The 21,573-nt window shown below is 34.0% G+C and carries 17 protein-coding genes; 5 read left to right on the top strand and 12 right to left on the bottom strand.

Annotated features, from left to right (window positions below):
• Positions 1-71: 71 nt before the first annotated feature.
• From ABXQ82_RS17820 to uvrA, 7 genes are all read right to left on the bottom strand, one after another.
• Entirely contained in the window at positions 72-614 is a 543-nt protein-coding gene (locus tag ABXQ82_RS17820) for a hypothetical protein (protein WP_367062980.1), read from the bottom strand.
• A gap of 10 nt (positions 615-624) precedes the next feature.
• Complete coding sequence (locus tag ABXQ82_RS17815) at positions 625-1,095, bottom strand: hypothetical protein (RefSeq protein ID WP_367062978.1); 471 nt, start codon at positions 1,093-1,095, stop codon at positions 625-627.
• Between the two features lie 146 nt (positions 1,096-1,241).
• The gene (locus tag ABXQ82_RS17810; protein ID WP_367062976.1) at positions 1,242-3,653 is read right to left on the bottom strand and encodes a thiamine pyrophosphate-dependent enzyme; all 2,412 of its coding nucleotides are present in this window, start codon (positions 3,651-3,653) and stop codon (positions 1,242-1,244) included.
• A gap of 156 nt (positions 3,654-3,809) precedes the next feature.
• Positions 3,810-6,641 (bottom strand): metalloprotease, encoded by a 2,832-nt coding sequence (locus ABXQ82_RS17805; RefSeq protein WP_367062974.1) that lies wholly within the window; start codon positions 6,639-6,641, stop codon positions 3,810-3,812.
• Positions 6,642-6,742: 101 nt separating this feature from the next.
• On the bottom strand, positions 6,743-7,432 hold the full coding sequence (locus tag ABXQ82_RS17800; protein ID WP_367062972.1) for a TIGR00730 family Rossman fold protein: 690 nt from the start codon (positions 7,430-7,432) through the stop codon (positions 6,743-6,745).
• A gap of 103 nt (positions 7,433-7,535) precedes the next feature.
• Complete coding sequence (locus ABXQ82_RS17795) at positions 7,536-7,703, bottom strand: lmo0937 family membrane protein (protein WP_367062970.1); 168 nt, start codon at positions 7,701-7,703, stop codon at positions 7,536-7,538.
• 125 nt (positions 7,704-7,828) lie between these two features.
• A complete protein-coding gene (gene uvrA / locus ABXQ82_RS17790) occupies positions 7,829-10,663 on the bottom strand; it encodes an excinuclease ABC subunit UvrA (protein ID WP_367062968.1) in 2,835 nt (944 codons plus the stop codon).
• A gap of 206 nt (positions 10,664-10,869) precedes the next feature.
• On the opposite strand from uvrA, the gene ABXQ82_RS17785 reads away from it, so the two are divergent.
• On the top strand, positions 10,870-11,934 hold the full coding sequence (locus ABXQ82_RS17785) for an energy transducer TonB (RefSeq protein ID WP_367062966.1): 1,065 nt from the start codon (positions 10,870-10,872) through the stop codon (positions 11,932-11,934).
• A gap of 151 nt (positions 11,935-12,085) precedes the next feature.
• On the opposite strand, the gene ABXQ82_RS17780 is transcribed toward ABXQ82_RS17785, so the two are convergent.
• From ABXQ82_RS17780 to ABXQ82_RS17765, 4 genes are all read right to left on the bottom strand, one after another.
• Positions 12,086-12,496, bottom strand: a complete 411-nt coding sequence (locus ABXQ82_RS17780) for a hypothetical protein (protein WP_367062964.1) — start codon at positions 12,494-12,496, stop codon at positions 12,086-12,088.
• A 336-nt stretch (positions 12,497-12,832) separates the two neighbouring features.
• Complete coding sequence (locus ABXQ82_RS17775; RefSeq protein ID WP_367062962.1) at positions 12,833-13,531, bottom strand: hypothetical protein; 699 nt, start codon at positions 13,529-13,531, stop codon at positions 12,833-12,835.
• A gap of 65 nt (positions 13,532-13,596) precedes the next feature.
• Entirely contained in the window at positions 13,597-15,300 is a 1,704-nt protein-coding gene (ggt, locus tag ABXQ82_RS17770; protein WP_367062960.1) for a gamma-glutamyltransferase, read from the bottom strand.
• Complete coding sequence (locus ABXQ82_RS17765; protein WP_367062958.1) at positions 15,301-15,894, bottom strand: acyl carrier protein phosphodiesterase; 594 nt, start codon at positions 15,892-15,894, stop codon at positions 15,301-15,303.
• A 79-nt stretch (positions 15,895-15,973) separates the two neighbouring features.
• Here ABXQ82_RS17765 and glmM point away from each other — a divergent pair, with 79 nt between their 5' ends.
• Together glmM and ABXQ82_RS17755 are read left to right on the top strand one after the other, a co-directional pair.
• Complete coding sequence (gene glmM / locus ABXQ82_RS17760) at positions 15,974-17,362, top strand: phosphoglucosamine mutase (protein ID WP_367062956.1); 1,389 nt, start codon at positions 15,974-15,976, stop codon at positions 17,360-17,362.
• 284 nt (positions 17,363-17,646) lie between these two features.
• A complete protein-coding gene (locus ABXQ82_RS17755; protein ID WP_367063017.1) occupies positions 17,647-17,868 on the top strand; it encodes a hypothetical protein in 222 nt (73 codons plus the stop codon).
• Here ABXQ82_RS17755 and ABXQ82_RS17750 read toward each other — a convergent pair.
• A complete protein-coding gene (locus ABXQ82_RS17750; RefSeq protein ID WP_367062954.1) occupies positions 17,865-18,476 on the bottom strand; it encodes a DEAD/DEAH box helicase in 612 nt (203 codons plus the stop codon). The two genes, ABXQ82_RS17755 and ABXQ82_RS17750, sit on opposite strands and share 4 nt — an antisense overlap.
• 384 nt (positions 18,477-18,860) lie before the next feature.
• Between ABXQ82_RS17750 and ABXQ82_RS17745 the strand changes: the two genes are divergently transcribed.
• Complete coding sequence (locus ABXQ82_RS17745) at positions 18,861-20,588, top strand: glycosyltransferase family 39 protein (protein WP_367062952.1); 1,728 nt, start codon at positions 18,861-18,863, stop codon at positions 20,586-20,588.
• 196 nt (positions 20,589-20,784) lie between these two features.
• On the top strand, positions 20,785-21,564 hold the full coding sequence (locus ABXQ82_RS17740; protein ID WP_367062950.1) for a hypothetical protein: 780 nt from the start codon (positions 20,785-20,787) through the stop codon (positions 21,562-21,564).
• Positions 21,565-21,573: the final 9 nt, after the last annotated feature.

The following is a 21,573-nucleotide window of genomic DNA, read 5'->3' as shown; positions in this document are numbered from 1 at the left end:
GTTATCTATTTGAGTGGACTTTAGCGGGTGTTTTTTATAATTTTGCCACTCTAAAATGAATTAATGATAGTTTACTCACAATCAAACTGCACCTTTTTATTTTTCCATTGTATCCAATATTCCTGTAATCCTTCGGGAGTTGTTTTTAAGTTACTAATATTTAATTCATGTGCTGGCATGAGCAATTTTTTCAATTGCAACTTTCTTTCTGCTAAAGCAGGAGGGTGATTCCAACCGCCAACATGATCGAAAGACGTAAACGCATCACATTTTTCTTCAACAGCAATAAAAGGAATGGTTAATTTATAGATGACTTTGCCAGAACCCATGCCTTCAGTAGTCATTTTAATTTTTGGAAAATCTACTTTTCTGTATTGTTTAGAATGATATGACTCTTTTAATTTGTTGCCCACAGCATGAGACATTTTATTAGAAAATTGATGTGCAATATCAGAACCGTTTATAAATTCAGCACCTTGATATGTGCCTTCGCAACCGTTGTTAGAACATGTAATTCCAGTTTCCTTGGTTATATTTTGTGCTATGTCTTTTTTGGGGTTGTTGCAGTTTATGAAACATAATACTGAAATTAATAAAGTGACTAAATGTTTCATTTTGAAAATTTCACAGCTCCTCCAACATCAAATTATAATCATACTGCAAATCTTCGTGTAATTTAGCAATCGTTTTTTTAGCCAAAAGTATTTGTCTATCATACATGTTTTGCAGTTGTGTACTGCGTTTGATAGTTGGTTTAAAATCTTTTAGTTTTCCGCAGAAATAGATGAGTAATTCTACTTCGGTTTCTTTTTTCTGAGAATAGCGGATATACTTTTTGATGTTCCTTAATATCTTACGAACACTTTTTCTAATGTAATAATAACTATCTGTATTTATCAGTTCAAATTCATCATCTATATAATTTTTAACGCTTTCTATATAGCCACTTTCGTTATGGGATTCAAATAATAAATAGGTGAGTAGCTCTTTGTTTTCTTTTTTAAATCGAGCCAATCTTAAACAGATGTCTTGAATTTCTTGGGTTGAAAGCGTATGGAGTTCTTTTTTTATTTCTGGGAGATTTACTGCTTTCATTTAAAAAGTTGATTAGTTTGAATATATAGAATCAATCTATTTTATTAGGCACGAATTTTAAGCTTTAAAATTTTTTTATTCGTGCTAATTCGTGAAATTCGTGTCTTATTTTTAAACAGCATCCTTTTTATTAATTCACTAATATATTATCTCAACTTAGGAAAATCATTAGGGCTCAATTCATGCATTACATCATAAACAGCTTCAAAAATATCTTCTGTTGACGGTTTTGAGAAATAATCACCATCATTACCATATGCCGGCCTGTGGGCTTTGGCCGATAATGTTTTTGGAGAGCTATCCAAATATTCAAATGCGTTTTGTTTATTCAATATTTTATCTAAAATATAGGCAGAAGCCCCGCCAGGAACATCTTCATCTATTACCATAAGGCGATTGGTTTTCGCAATACTTTTTACAATATCGTGATGAATATCAAAAGGTACTAAAGATTGAACGTCGATAATTTCTGCATCAATACCGACAGCTAGAAGTTCTTTAGCTGCATCTTCAACTAAACGTAAGGTTGAGCCGTAGGAAACTAAAGTGATATCAGATCCTTCTTTAATGGTTTCTACAACACCAACTGGGGTCTTAAAATTCCCCATATTATTGGGCCGTCTTTCTTTCAAACGGTAGCCATTAAGACATTCAACAACTAATGCAGGATCGTCACTCAATAATAAGGTATTATAAAAACCTGCGGCTTTGGTCATATTTCTTGGCACTAACACAAAAACACCTCGCATTAAGTTTAAAAGACCGCCCATTTGGGAACCGGAATGCCAAATGCCTTCCAGTCTATGGCCTCGCGTTCTAATAATTAACGGTGCTTTTTGTCTGCCTTTTGTTCGGTAGTGTAACGATGCTAAATCGTCGCTAATGGTATTTAAGGCATAAAGTGTATAATCCAAATACTGAATTTCGGCAATAGGGCGCAAGCCTCTTAATGCCATGCCAATACCTTGGCCAATTATGGTTGCTTCTCTAATACCAGTATCTGCAACTCGCGTTTCGCCATATTTTTCCTGAAGCCCTTCTAATCCTTGATTTACATCACCAATATTTCCGGTGTCTTCTCCAAAAATTAAAACTTCTGGATGCTTTTGAAAAAGTGCATCAAAATTATCCCTAATTATAATTCTGCCATCAACCAATTCCGAAGATTCATCAAATAAAGGTTTTACCTCGGTAACATGTCTAGCCGATTTATCGGTTTGGCAATACAAATGTGAGCTGAATTTTGGTTGAATTATTTTAAAGTAGTTGTTTATCCAATCCCCGAGTTGTTTACTTTCATTAGTGTTTTCTCCAATGGTATATCTTAACACCTTTCTTGCGGTTGATAAAATATCTTTTCTAGTTGGTTCATTAATGGCCTTAAGCGTGTCTTTTAATTTTGAAATAAAGACGCCATTATCGCTACTTTTAGCAACTTTTTCCAATAACGATATAATTTCATGTTGCTCTCTTTTTACAGGTGCTAAAAATGTATTCCATGCTTTGGTTCTACTTTGTTTTACTTCGCGTCTTAAGGTGCGTTCAATATTGGTCAATGTTTCATTGTCTGCAATACCACTTTCAACAATCCACTCTCGCATTTTTTTATTACAATCGTGATCTGCTTCCCAACGTAAACGTTCGCCACTTTTGTAGCGTTCATGAGAACCGGAAGTAGAATGTCCTTGGGGTTGTGTTAAGTCGGTGACATGAATTAAAACCGGTACGTGCTCTTCTCTGGCAATAGCAACCGCTTCTTGATAAGTGGCAACCACATTAGGATAATCCCAACCCTTAACACGAAGAATTTCAAAACCTTTATGGTCTTTATCTCTTTGGAAACCTTTTAAGATTTCCGAAATATTTTCTTTTGTAGTTTGATGTTTTGCGTGCACGGAAATTCCATATTCATCATCCCAAACACTAATTATCATTGGAACTTGTAAAACACCGGCAGCGTTTATGGTTTCGAAAAACAAGCCTTCACTTGTACTGGCATTTCCAATGGTGCCCCAAGCGACTTCGTTTCCGTTAATAGAAAACTTTTTGGAGTTGATGTCCTTTAATTCCTTATATACTTTTGATGCCTGGGCTAGTCCTAAAAGTCGTGGCATTTGTCCAGCAGTAGGAGAGATGTCTGCACTTGAATTATATTGTTTTGTCAAATCTTTCCAATTGCCATTTTCGTCTAAACTATGTGTTACAAAATGACCGCCCATTTGGCGTCCGGCAGACATGGGCTCTAATTCTAAATTTGTATTGGCATACAAACCAGCAAAAAATTGCTCGACGGTTAGTGCACCAATAGCCATCATAAATGTTTGATCCCTGTAATAGCCAGAGCGCCAATCGCCTTTTAAAAAAGCCTTTGCCATGGCGAGCTGAGGCACTTCTTTACCATCACCAAAAATCCCGAACTTAGCTTTACCGGTTAAAACTTCACGTCTTCCCAATAAACTACATTCTCGACTTTGAACAGCCATTTTATAATCATTTAAAACCTCAGCTTTAAAATCATCAAATGTTATGTTGTTTTTTAAGTCGGAAATGGATTGCATATATGGCGGGTTAAGAACTTACGCGAAATTAGTAAATTAATAGGAGTTTTGCAATTAATAAACCCTTAAAAAGAGTGCGTTTTCTATAATAAAACTTGATATTGTAGTGATATTTTATTAAATATATATCGAAATAGCAATAAAACTGATAATTGCTTAATACCAACGTCTTCTAAACAAACCTAATAGCGATTGAGGATCTACTGTAAATTTGAATCTTATTTTTTGGTCGTAGTTAGGTTGGGCAATTTCCCAGCCTAAGTTAGAGTATATGGGAAAGTAAACTTCGAAATAATCGGTTACTAAATTAATCCGAATCCCAGAATCGTAAACAAACTTTGGGGATATGAGCTTGTTTTTAACCAAGCCAAAATCGCCATAGACCAGCACGTACTTCCATAAAGTTGTGCTTACGTTTGCAGTTGACATCCATTGATTTGCAAAAGGCACCTCAAGTTGAGATTTGAACCCGCCTTCTGCAGTTATATATTGCTGGCTAAAAATCCCTGAGTCTTCAGAACGTCCCAAATAATTGTAATCAAATAAATAATCTGTTGGTCTGTCCAAAGCAAAGCTGAAATAATTCGAGTTTACATCATTGTTATTGTCAATAAAAACCCCTGTAAAGAATCTTAAATTTAATTGTCTGTTACTTTCGTAGAGCTTTCTGTACTCATAATTGAAAGACACCTTACTGAATGTTCTAGCCAACTGAAAATCTGTGTACCATTTACTGAAATTGATTAAATTATCATTAGAATGGATATAACGTGCGTTAAACACACTATAGTTAGGTTCGTCGCTACTATCGGGATTTGTTGGATCTCTATCGCGTTTAAAATCTAAAAACCTGAATCTTAAAAATTGTCTTTTATTAGATCTAAAATCATCATCTTCCCTAAATACGAATGATAAGGATGGAATAATACGCCTCACAAACAAATCTTTTGCGTAGGAACTGTAGCCAAAACCAATGCCATAATTTATAGTGTATAAATTTTTGTTTTCAATATTATGTGTCATTGAAGCAGACATGCCACCCGTAATAGTTTTAGAACCTAAAGAGTACTGGGGTTGGATTTTATATTTTAAATTTTTCCGAAGTAATGTATTGTTATATGCTTTTAGGCCTAAGTTTAATCCATCATATATGTTGTCGAATTCTATAATTGGCATGAAGAACACCTGATTGTAGTTAGGGTCTTCAACATCTTTAAATAGTTTAAACTGTAATGGTTTATTGTTAAAAAAGAACCCTTTAAGCGATTTCCAATTATCCCTCAAATTATATTCAGGAATTGCATTATTATAGTTTAAAACCAATTTGTTGGCTTCATCCTTTGGAATTGTAATTGTTTTTTCGCTGCGGATATTTTCAATCCAAAATTTAGAAATTATACTATCGTTATTTAGCGCATATAAGGATACTGGCATGCCGTTATCCCTTTTGTTTTTAATGGTTACAGTTATGGAATCTTCGGTTTGTTCTACTTTTTTAATTTTGAAATCTATTTTTTTTCTTGAACCTAAATAATCATCAAAAAACCAATCTATATTTTTTGAGGTTTTTGATTTTAAAAATGCCTCAAATTCTTTTGTAGATGTTTGTTCTAATTTATAAGTTTCCAAAAAAGGCTTAATGGCATGCTCTAAAACATCATGATTGATAAAATCGTCTAAATATTTAAGTCCAATTCCTGCTTTGTATTTGTTGGCGATATTGCTGTTAAACTTTAAAAGCGAATCCTTTTGCATGGTGATTGGCTGGTCTCTATTAGTTCTCGCCATAGACATATATGCAATGGTGTATTTTTCGTTATAATGCAAATCGGCGGCATGAAAAGATCTTATGCCCCAAAAATCTGATAAAGCCCCTAAAAACTTCATGTCTGGGTAATGGTCTTCAACATATTTAATTAAAAAATATATTTGAATGCCATCGAGTAACCAATGGTCCTTTCTGGGGTTGACCAACAACGTGTTTTCTAAATAATTGTGTAAGGTAATTTTTAAAAGCTTTAATTCATACTCAAAAGAATCTGGATAGGGTTGCAAAAAATTGGGCAACGAGTTTAATCCATATACAGGATCATTGGCATTGTCAATTTCAGTTAACAATAATTTTTCATGTGGATAGGTGCCAATATTGTCGTTTATGTAGTTAATTATTTTTTCTGTAACTAAAACTTTATCGATAAGTTCCAAATTTTTGTCTTTAATATCTGAAACAATCTCTAATTTTTCATTTTTAATAGACTTGAACTTGTCCGTTTTATTTAGGTAAACTTCGTTGCTATTTCTGTCTTTTCCTTTAAAAATTGTTTTCTTCCTATTTCCAATAATTTTATCTTCAACAACATTTAATTCTGAAGTTAAAACATGTGTTTTGGGATATGTAGCTTCTAATGTGATGTCAGATTTTGGTATAAACAAATCATTTAAGTTCTTGTTGCTATAATACTGCCATTCAGTATCATAAACTGCGGGAGAGACATACCAATATCTTAAATTGAAATCGCCATCAGAAGTAGCACCATAGCTTGTGAATTTATCGTTTGGAACTTTAACAATATACTCTAGTTGAATTGTATAGGACTCCTTTGGGAATAACGGTTTTGATAGTTCAACTTTAATAACATCAATTTGGTTTTTGAGTTGGGAGAAGGATAAACTATCTTTATTTTGAAGTATTGAAGCAATTACAGAATAACCCCGGTCTTCGTTTTTAGCCAAATGAAACTTATTATTGTATTCATCTGCTAATCGTTTTGCCAAAGCTGTATGTTTGGTAGCATAACTATTGCTCCAATCATTCAAATAAATGGTTTTTAGCGTGTCTTTAGACGTGTTTTGGTAAGTTATTTGTTGAGATATGGTAATTAATCGTTCCTCAACATTAAAATCAGCTTTAATATTGATACTATTTTGACCAAAACCTGCGATAACGTAGGCAAGAGAGAATAAGTAAGTTAATAAACGTAACTTCAAAATATTGTTTTAAAATTATCAGATTTGTGTTTTAGGCGCAGCAATATAATGAATTAAATGCATCATTAATATAATTTTAAGAATGTAAAGGCTTATGTTTATTAGAAATTTGGGCTTAATCCGGATTCTTTGTAAAAAGCATCCAATATTGAAAGCACCTCGTCTTCTGTATCCACAACATGAATCAAATCCATATCTTTTGTACTAACATTGCCGTTTTTCTCTAGCAATGTTGATGTAACCCAATCCATTAGTCCTTGCCAAAAAATTGTCCCTACCAATATAATTGGGAATTTTTCAATTTTCTGAGTTTGAATTAATGTCATGGCTTCAAACAATTCATCTAAAGTACCGAAACCGCCGGGCATGACCACAAAACCTTGGGAGTATTTAACGAACATGACTTTGCGCACAAAGAAATAATCGAAATCTAAACTTTTATCGGAGTCTATATATGGGTTGTCATGCTGTTCAAAAGGCAAATCAATATTAAGACCTACGGAAGTTCCGCCACCTAAATGGGCGCCTTTATTACCAGCTTCCATAATACCAGGGCCGCCACCTGTAATAACGCCATAACCAGCTTCTACTATTTTTTTTGCTACTTTTTCGGTTAATAAATAATATTCATCATCTGGTTTAGTTCTAGCAGAACCAAAAATAGAAACACAAGGGCCAATTTTGCTCATTCTTTCAAAACCGTTTACAAATTCGCCCATAATTTTAAATATGGCCCATGAATCGTTGGTTTTTATTTCATTCCAACCTTTATTGCGTTGTTCTTTTCTCATATTTAATTATAATCCCTTTTTGACCTGCAAAATAACAAAAGGATATTAAAAGAGGGCTAAACTTAAGAAAAGTTTAGCCCTCTTTAAAAGATTGTTATACGCCCTAAATGGGTCGTTTTCCACTAATTATATTGTACAATATTACAATTACAGCAATAACTAATAGAATGTGAATTAAACTATTTGTACCTATTCCGGGAATTATGCCCAATAGACCGAGTAGCCAACCAATGATACAAATAACCGCTACTAACCATAGAATACCTCTCATAAAATTTATGTTTTTAGTTATTATTCTAAATTTATGACAAATTTCCCTAATTCTAAAATTACAGTAGCAAATGGGTTAATCTATAATTTGAATCAGCATAGAATTAGTATTTGAGTGCCAAATCTTTAATTTTCTAGTTCCTTTTTTAAGAACTTAGCAGTATAGCTTTTTTTGTGTTTTATGATGTCTTCTGGAGCACCTTTAGCAACTATTTCTCCACCTCCTTTACCGCCTTCGTAGCCTATATCAATAATGTGATCTACGGTTTTTATAACATCCAGGTTATGCTCAATAATCAATACCGTATTGCCTTTATTTACCAATTTATTTAGAACAAGCATCAACACACGGATATCTTCAAAATGAAGTCCCGTAGTAGGTTCATCCAAAATATAGAATGTATTTCCAGTATCGCGTTTACTTAATTCTGTTGCTAATTTAATGCGTTGTGCTTCTCCTCCAGAAAGCGTAGTACTTTGTTGTCCCAAAGTGATATAGCCTAAACCAACATCTTTAATGGTTTTTAGTTTTCTGTATATTTTAGGGATATGTTCAAAATAGGCAACCGCTTCATTTATGGTCATATTTAAAACATCACTAATATTTTTTCCTTTATAACGAATTTCTAATGTTTCCCTGTTGAAACGTTTCCCCTGACAGGTTTCACATTCTACATAAACATCAGGTAAAAAATTCATTTCAATAACTCTTAAACCTCCGCCTTTACAGGTTTCGCAACGTCCGCCAGTAACATTAAAACTGAATCTTCCAGCTTTGTAGCCACGAATCATGGCTTCGGGAATTTTAGCAAATAAACTTCTAATTTCATCAAAAGTTTTTGTGTAGGTTGCTGGATTGCTACGTGGTGTCCTTCCGATTGGAGATTGATTGATGTCGATAACTTTATCAATATGTTCCAAACCTTTAATGCTTTTATAAGGCATTGGTTTTTTTACACCATTGAAATAATAAGCGTTTAAAATAGGGTAGAGCGTCTCATTGATCAATGTAGATTTTCCACTTCCGGAAACTCCGGTAACGCCAATCATTTTTCCTAACGGAAATTTTGCTGAAACGTTTTTAAGATTATTGCCAGTACAACCTTTAAGTTCTAAAAACTTCCCATTTCCAGTTCTTCGCTGTTCCGGAACTTCTATTTCCTTCTTACCATTTAAATAATCGGCAGTAAGTGTATTGTGTGTTTTTAATTCCGCAGGGTTTCCAATGCTGATAATTTCCCCTCCATATTTTCCTGCTTTCGGACCAATATCAATTACATAATCGGCGCGTTCTATCATGTCTTTATCATGCTCGACAACAATTACGGAGTTTCCGATATCCCGTAACGATTCTAATGAATTAATCAGTTTTTCATTATCTCGCTGGTGTAAACCAATACTTGGTTCATCTAAAATATAAAGCACGCCAACCAATTGTGAACCAATTTGTGTTGCTAACCGTATCCGTTGTGCTTCGCCACCCGACAATGATTTAGAGCTTCTATTTAATGCCAGATAATCTAAACCAACATCCAGCAAAAACTGTAAGCGCGATTTGATTTCCTTGAGAACTTCTTCTGCTATCTTAAATTGTTTATCAGAAAGATGATGGTGCAAATCTCCAAACCATTCGGCTAATTCTACGATATCGGTATTTGCAAGTTCTGCAATGTTTTTATCGTTTATTCTGAAGTACAAGGATTCCTTTTTTAAGCGTGAACCTTCGCAAACCGGACATTTAATTTTGTCCATATAATCTTTTGCCCAACGCTTTAAAGAGGTAGATTCTGCAGTTTTATATTGATTTTCTATAAAATTTGCGACACCTTCAAAATCTATTTTATAATCCCTGGTAACGCCAAGGGTTTTACTTTCGACTGAAAATTTTTCGTTGCCACCATACAAAATCACTTGCTTCGCTTCTTCTGGAATATCTTTATAAGCATCTGTCAATTTAAAATCAAAGCGTTGTGCAATGGTTTCAAACTGTTTAAAAATCCAACTTTTCTTTTCAGGACCATGCGGCGCTAATGCGCCATTTGAAATTGAAAGTGAATCATCTGGAATAATTTTATTGGCATTTACCTGATACAATTCTCCAATACCGTTGCAATTGGAGCAAGCGCCTTTAGGCGAATTAAAAGAAAAATTATTGGGTTCGGGGTTTGGATATGAAACCCCAGAAGACGGACACATTAAATTCCGACTAAAATAGCGCGCTTTTTCTGTGTCTTGGTCAATCACCATTAAAACATCATCACCATGATACATGGCCGTATTAATGGTTTCCGTGAGTCGTTTATCGTTATCAATATCACTTTTTACCACCAAGCGGTCTATAACAATTTCAATGTCATGTGTTTTGTAACGGTCTAATTTCAAGCCTTTTACAAGGTCTTTAATTTCGCCATCGGCCCTTACTTTTACAAAACCCTGCTTTGCAATTTGCTCGAACAACTCACGATAATGTCCTTTTCTAGAACGGACAACAGGTGCTAAAATAGTAATGCGCTTGCCTTCAAAATCTTTTAAGATAAGTTCTTTAATTTGTTCGTCGCTATAGCTAATCATCTTATCGCCAGTATTGTAACTGTAAGCATCACTTGCCCTGGCAAACAAAAGCCTCATAAAATCATAAATCTCTGTGATGGTGCCAACTGTAGAACGTGGCGATTTACTCGTCGTTTTTTGTTCTATGGCGATAACAGGGGATAAGCCATCAATTTTATCGACATCCGGTCGTTCTAAGCCTCCTAAAAATTGTCTGGCATAGGCTGAAAACGTTTCAATATAACGGCGTTGTCCTTCAGCATAAATAGTATCAAAAGCCAAGGAGGACTTACCGCTTCCGGATAAGCCAGTAATAACAACCAGTTTTTCCCTTGGGATAGATACATCAATATTTTTTAGGTTGTGGACTCTAGCACCTTTAACCTCAATTTTTTCTTCAAAATGACTCATAGCAATACAAACCTGCCCTTTCGGCGAGCAAAGTTGCGAAGTTACGTTTTTTGGGTTTAAAAATGAAGTGAAGTTGTTTTAGACTTATATTAAATGTTTTCGTTTAGATGTAGGAAAAAATCGATATAAAACGATGCCTTGTTATCATTAAATTATTAGTTTTGAAATTACGACCTAAGTTTAAAAACGCAATAGAATTTAGAGAAATGAAATTTAAAAGAGAATTGAGTATTGTAATACTGCTTTTGTTATTCATTGCTTGCTCAAGCGATACAGACAATAAAGAAGAAGTTGGGGTAAATCAAAATCCATTGGGTTTTGACTTGCTTGGAATAGTTAATAACGCTAAGAATATTGGTTTGTTCCCATCATTTAGTTGGGAAGCAGCCATAGATCCTGATGGAGACTCAGTAACCTATGATTTTTATTTGGACACAAATTCTGATCCTGCCCAAAAAGTGGCAACAGACCTATCATTAACAGAGTATAGTATTTCTACATCATTAGAATTAAATACGGATTATTATTGGGCAGTAGTTGCAAAAGACAATAACGGGAATACTACCAAGAGTGCACTATTTAGTTTTACAACTATTGTACAGCTTCCTAATGCTGCACCTCAAAATTTCAATTTATTAACACTAATTGATGGACAAACTGGAGCTTCTTTATATCCGTCGTTTACATGGGAAGAAGCTATAGATCCAGAAGGAGACCCAGTTACTTATGATTTTTATTTGGATACTAATATGGATCCAAGTTCAAAGTTGGGTTCAGATATAGAAAATTCGGCTTTCGAAGTTACAACACTTCTTTCTGTAAACTCTACGTACTATTGGAAAGTGGCTGCCAAAGATAACAAGGGAAACAAAACGTTTAGTGCGGTATTTAATTTTAAAACTGTTATTGATGATCCACAAGATATTGAGGTTCCTTTTGCGGTAGTAGAAGAAGTACCTATTTTCCCTGGCTGTGAGAGTGAAACAGATAAAAAAGCGTGTTTTTCAAATGAGGTAAGTTCTTTTGTTAATGATAATTTTAATGTAGCTGTAGCTGATGGTTTAGGGTTGACAGGAATACAACGTATAAATTTAATATTTAAAATTGACAAAGCAGGTAATATTATAGATATTAGCGCTAGAGGGCCACATCCAGATTTAGAAAATGAAGCTATAAGAGTAATTGGTTTACTGCCACAAATGACACCTGGTAAGCAAAGAGGGGAAGCTGTTGTTGTTCCCTATTCTTTACCAATTATTTTTCAGTTGTAAAAATAAAAGTAAGTTTTGTTATAAAAAGCATTAAAAATTCCCCATTGAATTATGGATATCTGCTGGTATATTAATAATTTGAAACAGCTGGAAAACAAAAAGCTCAGCAAAAAAACTGAGCTTTATAAATTTATGAAAATTGTTGGTGCATTTAAAGTCTTAGCATAGCCAATGACTCTTGCTTTGAAGATTTTTTATGGCTTTCCTTAACCTTGGATAACTCTCCTGAATTTATGGATTTTGAATAATTAGCTTTAACTTTTGAAACATGCCCAAAAAATTTTTCGCCATTTTTAGGAGTGAGCATTACGTAAGTAGCACCATTTTTTTCGAACACATCCTTAACCACGACTTTTTTACCATAAACGCTTTTATAGTTTGCTACTTTTCCTCTTTTTACCAGAAAATTTAATCTTGGAAAAAACACATGATTATATGTGGTTCCGTCGGGAGCATTAACCATTAAAACATCTCCAATTTCTGGTTTGGGAATTTTATTTTGAGCGTTAATTGTAGCATTAAGAGTAAACAATAAAGACAAAATAAAGATCAGTTTTTTCATGATAGTTAGATTTTATAATTTTTATAATTCGACATTTCCTATAAATTTATTAAATAACCTATATATCTGTCAACTTATTTTAGAGAAAATTAACAGATGCTATATTGCCTTAAAAACGCAGTGAACCCTATTTTTAAAAGGGTTGTTTTTTAAAAAGTGGATGTTTAATTATGGGCAAGGGACTTTTTTTGATTACCCCATAAAGCGAAAATCAATTTTAATCAAAAAAGACCTTAAAAAAAAAGGGGTACCATTACAACTAATGAAAAATCAATTTTAACATAATTTTAGAAATATTTAGAATAAGAAATCTTGGTTTTATACCAATTTATATTGTTAGTCAGCCTTTATATGCGAGATTTCAGAACCAAAAAATAAAACTTTATGGAATGTAGGCAATTTTACACCAGTTTCTGCAACTTGCCAATTGTTCCAAGAAGCTTCTAATCCGTCAATTGGGGTTTTAGAATCCCACATGTTAAAACCTTTTGGTTTGCCAGAATCATCAAAATGCCACAGGTAAGATGCATTGTTATCGTAGGTAACTAGAAGTCCTTTTTTGTTGTTTTCAAGTGTGACTAATTGTCGCGTTACACCTTCATCAAAAACTGTAAATGGGGCAATTAACCAAAATATATCCTCCTTAAAATAAGATTGTCCTTTTGCGATTAATTCCTCGCCCATTTCCCCTTCAATAGTAAATCCATGTACATAGGCTTTACTTTCAGAGTGGTCATTTAAATCCAATTTAATTTTATAATCTTTCCAAAAAACTTCACAAATGCTTTTGGTCTTTTCCCATTTGTAATGCCTTCTTTTTTTAAACGTCCATTCTAAATAATCGGTATTTTGGTAAGCCTCGTAATTTAAGGCGACAAGCATTTTTGTGGCCAAATTATCTGCAGCTTTACCTTGAACTCCCTCTGGAATGTCTTGATGATGTTTATAATATAAAAAACCAAAAAGAAGAAGTGTAGGCAGGGTTAAAAACACAACAACACCAAGTATGATTTTTATGGGTTTTTTAAGTTTCATTATTTTAATAGATTGGGGACTATTGCTAAATTATTAATTATCATTGATTTGATGAAATAAAACAGCTAAAAACCGATAGCCGTATCATCTCCTCGATAATCTGCTCCGCCTTCATAGGAGTTATCTTCTAAAACAAGTATGCCATCGACTTTGCCTAGAATAATTGATTCTCCTTCATTGATTTTATAACCCAAATTTTCAAGTTGAGTGATTACTGACCTATCGAATGAATTGGGCTCCATCAGAATATGATCTGGTAACCATTGATGATGAAATCTCGGTGCATTTACGGCGTTTTGCATGGTCATATCAAATTCATGTACGTTAAGAATGGTTTGTAATACAGATGTAATAATTGTTGCTCCTCCCGGCGTACCGAGTGTCATATATAATTGGCCGTTTTTCTCGACTATAGTTGGCGTCATGGAACTTAGCATGCGTTTCTCCGGAGCAATGCTATTTGCTTCTGCACCAATCAATCCAAACATATTTGGCACTCCGGGTTTACTGCTAAAATCGTCCATTTCATTATTCAGAAAAAAACCAAGTTCAGCACAATATAGTTTTGAGCCATAAGCGCCATTTAAAGTGGTGGTTGCAGCAATGGCATTCCCAAATTGGTCAACGATAGAGTAGTGGGTAGTCTCCATACTTTCTATTATCTTAATGTTTCCATGAGACACATCTTCGGAAAGTGTCGCTTTTTCAAAAGAAAAATTTGACATCCTTCCACTTAAATATGAATCACTAATCAATGTTTTAATAGGGATTTCAACAAAATCTGGATCGCCGAGATAAAAACTTCTATCGGCATAAGCACGCCTTTCCGCTTCGGTAATGGCTTGAATGGTTTTTACTGTGTTATGCCCATATTCGTCTAAAGGAAAAGGTTCGAGCATTTTTAAAATTTGTGCCAAACAAACACCGCCACTCGAAGGAGGCCCCATGGAAATAATTTTCAAATCATCATAAGAGAATGTTATCGGATCCCGCCATTTGGCTTCATATTTTGACAAATCCGCTTCAGAAATCATACCGCCATTATTTTGAATAAACTTTGCCAATATTTTAGCGGTTTCTCCTTTGTAAAATTCATCTCTCCCGTTTTTAGAAATGCGTTCTAAGGTTTTGGCTAAAGCGGTATATGTTATGGTGTCGCCAGTTTCCCAATTGAAATCAAAAACAATGGAATCTTTGTTTGCTTTTCTGAAAGACGATTGGTAATGTTTTATTCTATTTTCCTGCTTTTGGCTAACCACCACACCTTTATAAGCGAGTGTAATAACAGGTTTTAAAATGGTTGCTATGGGTAGAGACCCCAATTTATCATGCACTTCAAAAACACCGGCAATAGTTCCTGGAACGCCAATGGCCATAGCCCCTAATGTGCTTTTTTCGGGAATGATGTTGCCTTTTTCATCTAGATACATGTTTTTTGAGGCAGCCAGTGGTGCTTTTTCTCTGTAATCGATAGACCCAATGTCGCCATTTGCTTTTCTATACACCATAAAACCGCCGCCACCTAAATTCCCTGCATAAGGATAGGAAACTGCTAAAGCCAATTCAGTAGCAATCATCGCATCGAAAGCGTTACCTCCTTTTTTAAGAATATCAACACCAATTTTTGAAGCTTCTGATCGTGCAGAAACCACCATAGCATGTTCTGCAATAACACCTCGATTACCGTTAATTGGTTTTGGTCTATCTGACGTTTTTTTACACGCTATAAAAAGACATAATGACAAAGAAATACAATAAAATCGCAGCATCTAATCGTTATTTAATTCTTTAAGTTTTTCCTTGGAAAATAAAATGAGTTCGTCAAAAAAAGCAGTAAACTCGCCTTCAAATTCAGCATAGAATTCCTCCAGTTCGTTCACAGCTTTATTCATGCCCGAAATGTTTTTTGTTCTTCTGTTCATACCCTCTAAAACTCTTCTGATTCCTTCAATAGATGCATAATTCAACAACCAATTATCAGCCATCATATAAGGCATCATTTTTTGAATTCTTGCGGGTAATATTTCAAAATTATCTTCAAGTGAATTATAGAAATTATCAACATATTCATTCAATGGAATATCACAATAATTACTCCAGTTTTTAGCCAGAAAATGATCATATAAAATATCTACGATAACACCTGAGTAATGACTGTATTTTGAATGTAACCTTTTAGTGCTTAGTCTTACCGTTTTGTGCGCATCGGTAAAAGTATCAATATGTCTGTGCAGTAGAATTCCAATTTGCACATCTTTATCATAAGTTTTATAACTTTTGCCCTTGACGCCATCAGCAATAAAATTTCCGATAGTTACCAAATCATTATCTCCAGATAAATAAATGTGTGCTAAGTAATTCATTTGTGAAATTTACGAATTCCACTTTTAGAAATCCGATTTTCTAATTGTATATTTGCTTTTCAATTTGAAAATAATAGATATGACACTTATAAAATCAATTTCAGGAATTAGAGGCACCATTGGCGGACAAGTAGGCGAAAACCTTACTCCAATTGATGCTGTGAAGTTTGCAGCAGCTTATGGCGCTTGGTTAAAACAGCAACGTGCGAAAGAAAACTACAAAGTTGTAGTGGGGAGAGACGCACGTATTTCTGGAAAAATGATTCAGAATTTAGTGATGAACACTTTAGTAGGTCAGGGAATTCATGTGATTGATTTAGGGTTGTCAACCACACCAACGGTAGAAGTTGCAGTACCTATGGAACATGCCGATGGCGGTATTATTTTAACCGCAAGTCATAACCCAAAACAATGGAACGCACTTAAATTATTAAATTCGGATGGAGAATTTTTAGACGGAGAAGAAGGCGCAAAAATTTTAGAACTAGCCGAAGGCAACACCATAGAATTTGCCGATGTGGATAGCTTAGGAAAAATTACAAAAAATAAAGCCTATTTCGATTTACATATCATTGAAGTTTTAGATTTACCACTAGTAAACGTAAAAGCTATTGAAGCAGAGCGTTTTAAAGTAGTTGTAGATGGTGTGAATTCAACAGGAGGCATTGTTATTCCGTTGTTATTAGAGCGTTTAGGTGTAGATGTTATAAAGTTATACTGTGAACCAAACGGGCAATTCCCTCACAATCCAGAACCTTTAAAAGAACACTTAACAGATCTATCTGATGCCGTTAAAAAACACAACGCAGATTTTGGTCTAGTTGTTGACCCAGATGTAGATCGTTTGGCCTTTATGGACGAAAACGGCGAAATGTTTGGCGAGGAATACACCTTGGTAGCCTGTGCCGATTATGTGTTGGGCCACAACCCAGGTAACACGGTAAGCAACATGAGTTCTACACGCGCATTGAGGGACGTTACTGAAAAACATGGCGGCATGTACGAAGCCTCGGCAGTAGGCGAGGTAAATGTTGTAAAATTAATGAAGAAAAACAAGGTAGTAATAGGTGGCGAGGGCAACGGTGGTATCATATACCCAGAGTTACATTACGGACGTGATGCCTTGGTTGGTATCGCGTTGTTTTTAAGCCTATTGGCAGAAAAAGGCATGAAGGTAAGCGAACTTAGAAAAACCTATCCGAGTTATTTTATGGGTAAAAAGAAAATACAATTAACACCAGGCTTGGATGTAGATGGTATCTTAAAAACCATGGAAGAGCGTTATAAAAACGAGAAACTCACTACTATAGACGGTGTAAAAATAGATTTCTCCGAAAGTTGGGCACACCTACGTAAAAGTAACACCGAGCCTATTATTAGAATTTATACTGAAGCAAAATCGCAAGAAGAAGCCGATGCGTTGGCCGATAAGTTTATCGCCGAAATTGGAGCTATAGCTGGTATTTAATCCTTTTTTATTAGAAGCTGTTTCCCGCTTGTAATTAAAACGTCATTGCGAGGAGTGGGCGACGTGGCAATCTGTATAATTCTGGTTCCATTTAGGTTTTAAAAAGGATGCCGTTTCAATCGGGGCTAAGCTATCTAATAGTGTCTTTTTCTTACTTTAAATTGAGAATATTTACTGAGATAACAGCAATAAAATTTACTATACCTTGTGATATATTTATGGGATATGAGTGATAAAAGTTACTATATATAACAAGTTTGTACTGCATTAAACCAACCAATGGAATGTCTTGTGATGCCCAAAGACCAGATAAAAGAGCAATAGCAAAATGTATTGCAGAAATTTCATTAAATATTAGTGATTCCTTGGCTTATGAACTTACGGCTATACTCTTAGAAGGAGACGCAGTTGACATTGAAGTAGGCGATAAAAACTCCGGTTCTGCCTTAAGAACTTTAGGAAAACTAAGTATCGATTACGAAATTATTGAATCAACCAATGTTTAAAGTTTCACAACCGGCGCATTATACATAAAAGTATCTAACCAACGCTCGAAACGTTTATCTAGCTTTTCAGCAAAAATTATGTATTGACATTTACCGATGCTTTCTGGGGTTCTGGCGACTTCAGCAAAACTATTATTGCCCAGTAAAAACTCGGCATCTTCAATAATGCACATTTGTAGTTTATTCAAATTAATGCCGTTAAGGAAAAAAATCTTGTTTAAGCGTTTTGGAGTGGCGATAACAATGTCTGTGCCATCATAGATTTCATTTCTTTGGTCGTCAATATTTTTCTCGTCGTATGCACAATACACTCGTAAATCTGTACCTCTTTTAAATGCGTTAAACTCTAATTCCAAATCTAAAGCGGCTTGTTTGTTCTCTACAAATATCAATACCCTAGGCGCATCCTCAAACGCCTTACCTTTTAATTTTTGAATCACACTTAAAACGATGCTCGTTGTTTTACCAGATCCCTTTGGTGCGATGGCAAACATACTAGCACCACTTTTAATTTTGGATAGTATCTTTTTCTGAAAGGGTAGCGGGGCTTCAAAACCTTTATGTTCTAAAGTAGCTTTTAAAGGTGCTATTAGTTTCTTAAACGGCATAATTATAATTCCTGAATTGTGCAAATATAGTTGAAAAGAAAAAAGCACTTAAATATTGTGAGCACCTTTAAAATTATTTATTCTTTAGTAAAATTTTCATTTCAAAACTGAATAAAATAGAGGGGGAAGTTGCATAAAAAATGATAATGAATTCTCAAAATTGAGGTGTAAAACTACATTTTTAAGCAACTTTTATTTACAGGTCTTGTAAGCTTTTGTATATGCATTTGCAAACATTTTAACAGAGGTAGAACCTGATTAAAAAAAAAGCTATTTTTGGCATAACTAAAGTTTGTTGTTTTTGCTAGCTTTTGAGTTTTCTTTGGAGATTCTCTCACTCAAACACGCAACTTTTTTTACCCATAAATTTTAGGCGATATATTGATGAATCTCAACAAGATATTATTTGGTGAAAATAGATTACTTAAAAAACAGATTCCAATAAAGAAGATAAACCTTTATATTATTGGGATCTGCATCATAAATATTGTTCAAGCAGTTCTTACACCTATAACAAATGACGAAGCATACTATTGGGTCTTTTCCAAAAATCTTGATCTAGGTTATTTTGACCATCCTCCCATGGTGGCCTATATCATAAAATTAAGTTCGTATTTGTTTTCTAACACACTCTTGGGGGTGCGGTTTATAACTATTGTTCTCCTTGGTTTCACATTAAAAATTATTTGGAAGTTAATTCCAGAAGAAAATAAGGAGCATAAGTATTCCGAACTGATGTTTATTCTATTGGTTTTAGCGATACCCATATTCAATATATATGGTTTTATTACTACTCCAGATGCACCTTTCCTTTTCGCGGCAGCCCTTTTTTTATTGGCCTTAGAAAGAATGTCAAAAAAAGAATCCTTTACTAATATATTGATTCTTGGCATCGCTAGTGCCCTGTTAATCTATTCAAAATATCATGGTGGTATTGTAATTATTTTAGCTGTTTTTTTAAAATTCAAGCTCTTAAAGAAATGGGGGATCTATATTTCTGGAATACTGGCGTTATTGCTGATTTTACCGCATCTAAACTGGCAATATCAAAATGACTTTATCACTTTTGATTATCATCTTTTTCAACGGACCTCGGGCGAGTTTAGTTTTAAAAATGTGATACATTATGTGTTGAGTACAGTAGCTATTCTTAATCCTGCGCTAATTATTGTATTTTTTTATTATCTCAAAAAACAAAAACTTTTTACGGATAGAAATAATTTTATGACTCAAATTTTTATAGGATTTTTAGCCTTTTTCCTAATCTATTCTTTCAGGTCTAAAATAGAAGCACATTGGGTTGCTTTTTCAGCGATTCCAATGGTAATTCTTATTTATAATTTAATGATATCCCATAATTATATTAGAAAACAAATGAAGCTCATTGGAATTCTAAGTATTGTATTAATCTTTTCTGCACGGCTATTGATAGTATTGGACCTACCCTTAAAAACAGAGTTTCATATAGAAAAAAAGGATTATTTTGAGGCCATATTTAAGAAAGCAAATGGTAAAAATGTTGTTTTTGTTAACTCCTACCAAAAGGCAGCTAAATATTCTTTTTATACTGGGGAAGCATCCTTTTCAGACAACAACGCCTATTATAGAAAAAACCAATATGATTTATTAAATGCTGAAGCTATTTTCAATGATACTCCGGTATTATTTATTGGAAATTGGCCTCATAAAATGTTTGACAGTTTGAAAATAGGATCAAACGAAATAATTTTACACCATAAAATTGATAAGTATCCAATTTTTAATAAGTTGGAGGCATCCATTAATAACGACAACTTTAAAATACTGAACAAAAAGGGGCGTGTAGATTTAACTATCAAAAACCCTTATGATTATATGATCGATTTAGAACAAAAAAACTTGCCCTATAAATTTAGTTTCTGTTTGAAAAAAGGTAATGAAATATATTTTGCACCATTAAAAATGGATGGCACAAAACAATTAAAACCGGGCAGGAATAACATGATTGCTGTTGGTTGGGAGTTAAAAGACAAAATATTAAATGGTCCATATAAACTCCAAATAGTTCTGCAAGCTGGATACCTTAATCCAAAGGTATTGAGTAAAAAATATGATATTGAGGTAAAGAAATAAAGATCAACAACAAAAAAATAAACACCCTTAGAACGGGAGTTTATTAAAACCGTTGGCTGTAAGTTAAGTGCTAGTTTCTATGTACTTGGAAAATTCTACAAATTTCTCTCTAGTTCATTTTATTTTATTAATTTAGAGATTCAACCCTAGAACTATCTATATAAAAGCGAGTTGTGAATTCAAGAACCACTATAAAATGGGAAGAATACATTTATTCGAATTTGAAGACCAAAAGTGGTTTCCAATATTTTTAAGAAACTATGGTACCGATTTCTTGCAGTTTCTTTCAAACAAAACGAAATTATACAAACCAATAGTACCAATACTCATTAAAGGATTGCAGAAAAGCAAAACAAATCAGATTGTAGATTTAGGCTCAGGTGGTGGCGGTGGATTAATTTGGTTAAATTCTGAATTGAAAAAAGAGATTTCTGATTTAAAAATAACTTTGACTGATTTTTACCCAAACATTCCGGCATTTAATTTTACAAAAAAACAAGCATCTAATTTTGAATTTATTGAAGCTTCAGTCGATGCAAGAGATGTTCCAAAGGAGTTGAAAGGTTTAAGGACTCAATTTTTATCGTTGCACCATTTTAAACCTAATGATGCAAAACAAGTTTTGCAGAACGCAGTAAACTCTAACAGTTCTATTGCAGTTTTTGAAGCACAGGAAAGAAGTTTACCTAGTATTTTAGCAATGCTATTTTCTCCTTTAAGTGTTCTGTTTACAACACCTTTTATCAGGCCGTTTAAATTTGGACGAATTATTTTTACATATCTTATTCCAATAGTGCCTCTGTTTGTTTTGTGGGATGGTGTGGTTTCTTCACTCAGAACCTATTCTGTAAAAGAAATGAAAGCACTTGTTGCAAATTTAGAAAACACCGAAACATACGATTGGGAAATTGGCAGGATAAAGTCAGGTCCTGGAGCGCTGCTGTATTTATTGGGGACGAAAAAACAACACTCATAAATTTTCTAT

The organism is Algibacter sp. 2305UL17-15 (assembly GCF_040720935.1).
GTDB lineage: Bacteria > Bacteroidota > Bacteroidia > Flavobacteriales > Flavobacteriaceae > Jejuia.
The sequence above is the reverse complement of the archived record's forward strand: the minus strand, read 5'-3'. Positions and strand labels throughout refer to the sequence as shown.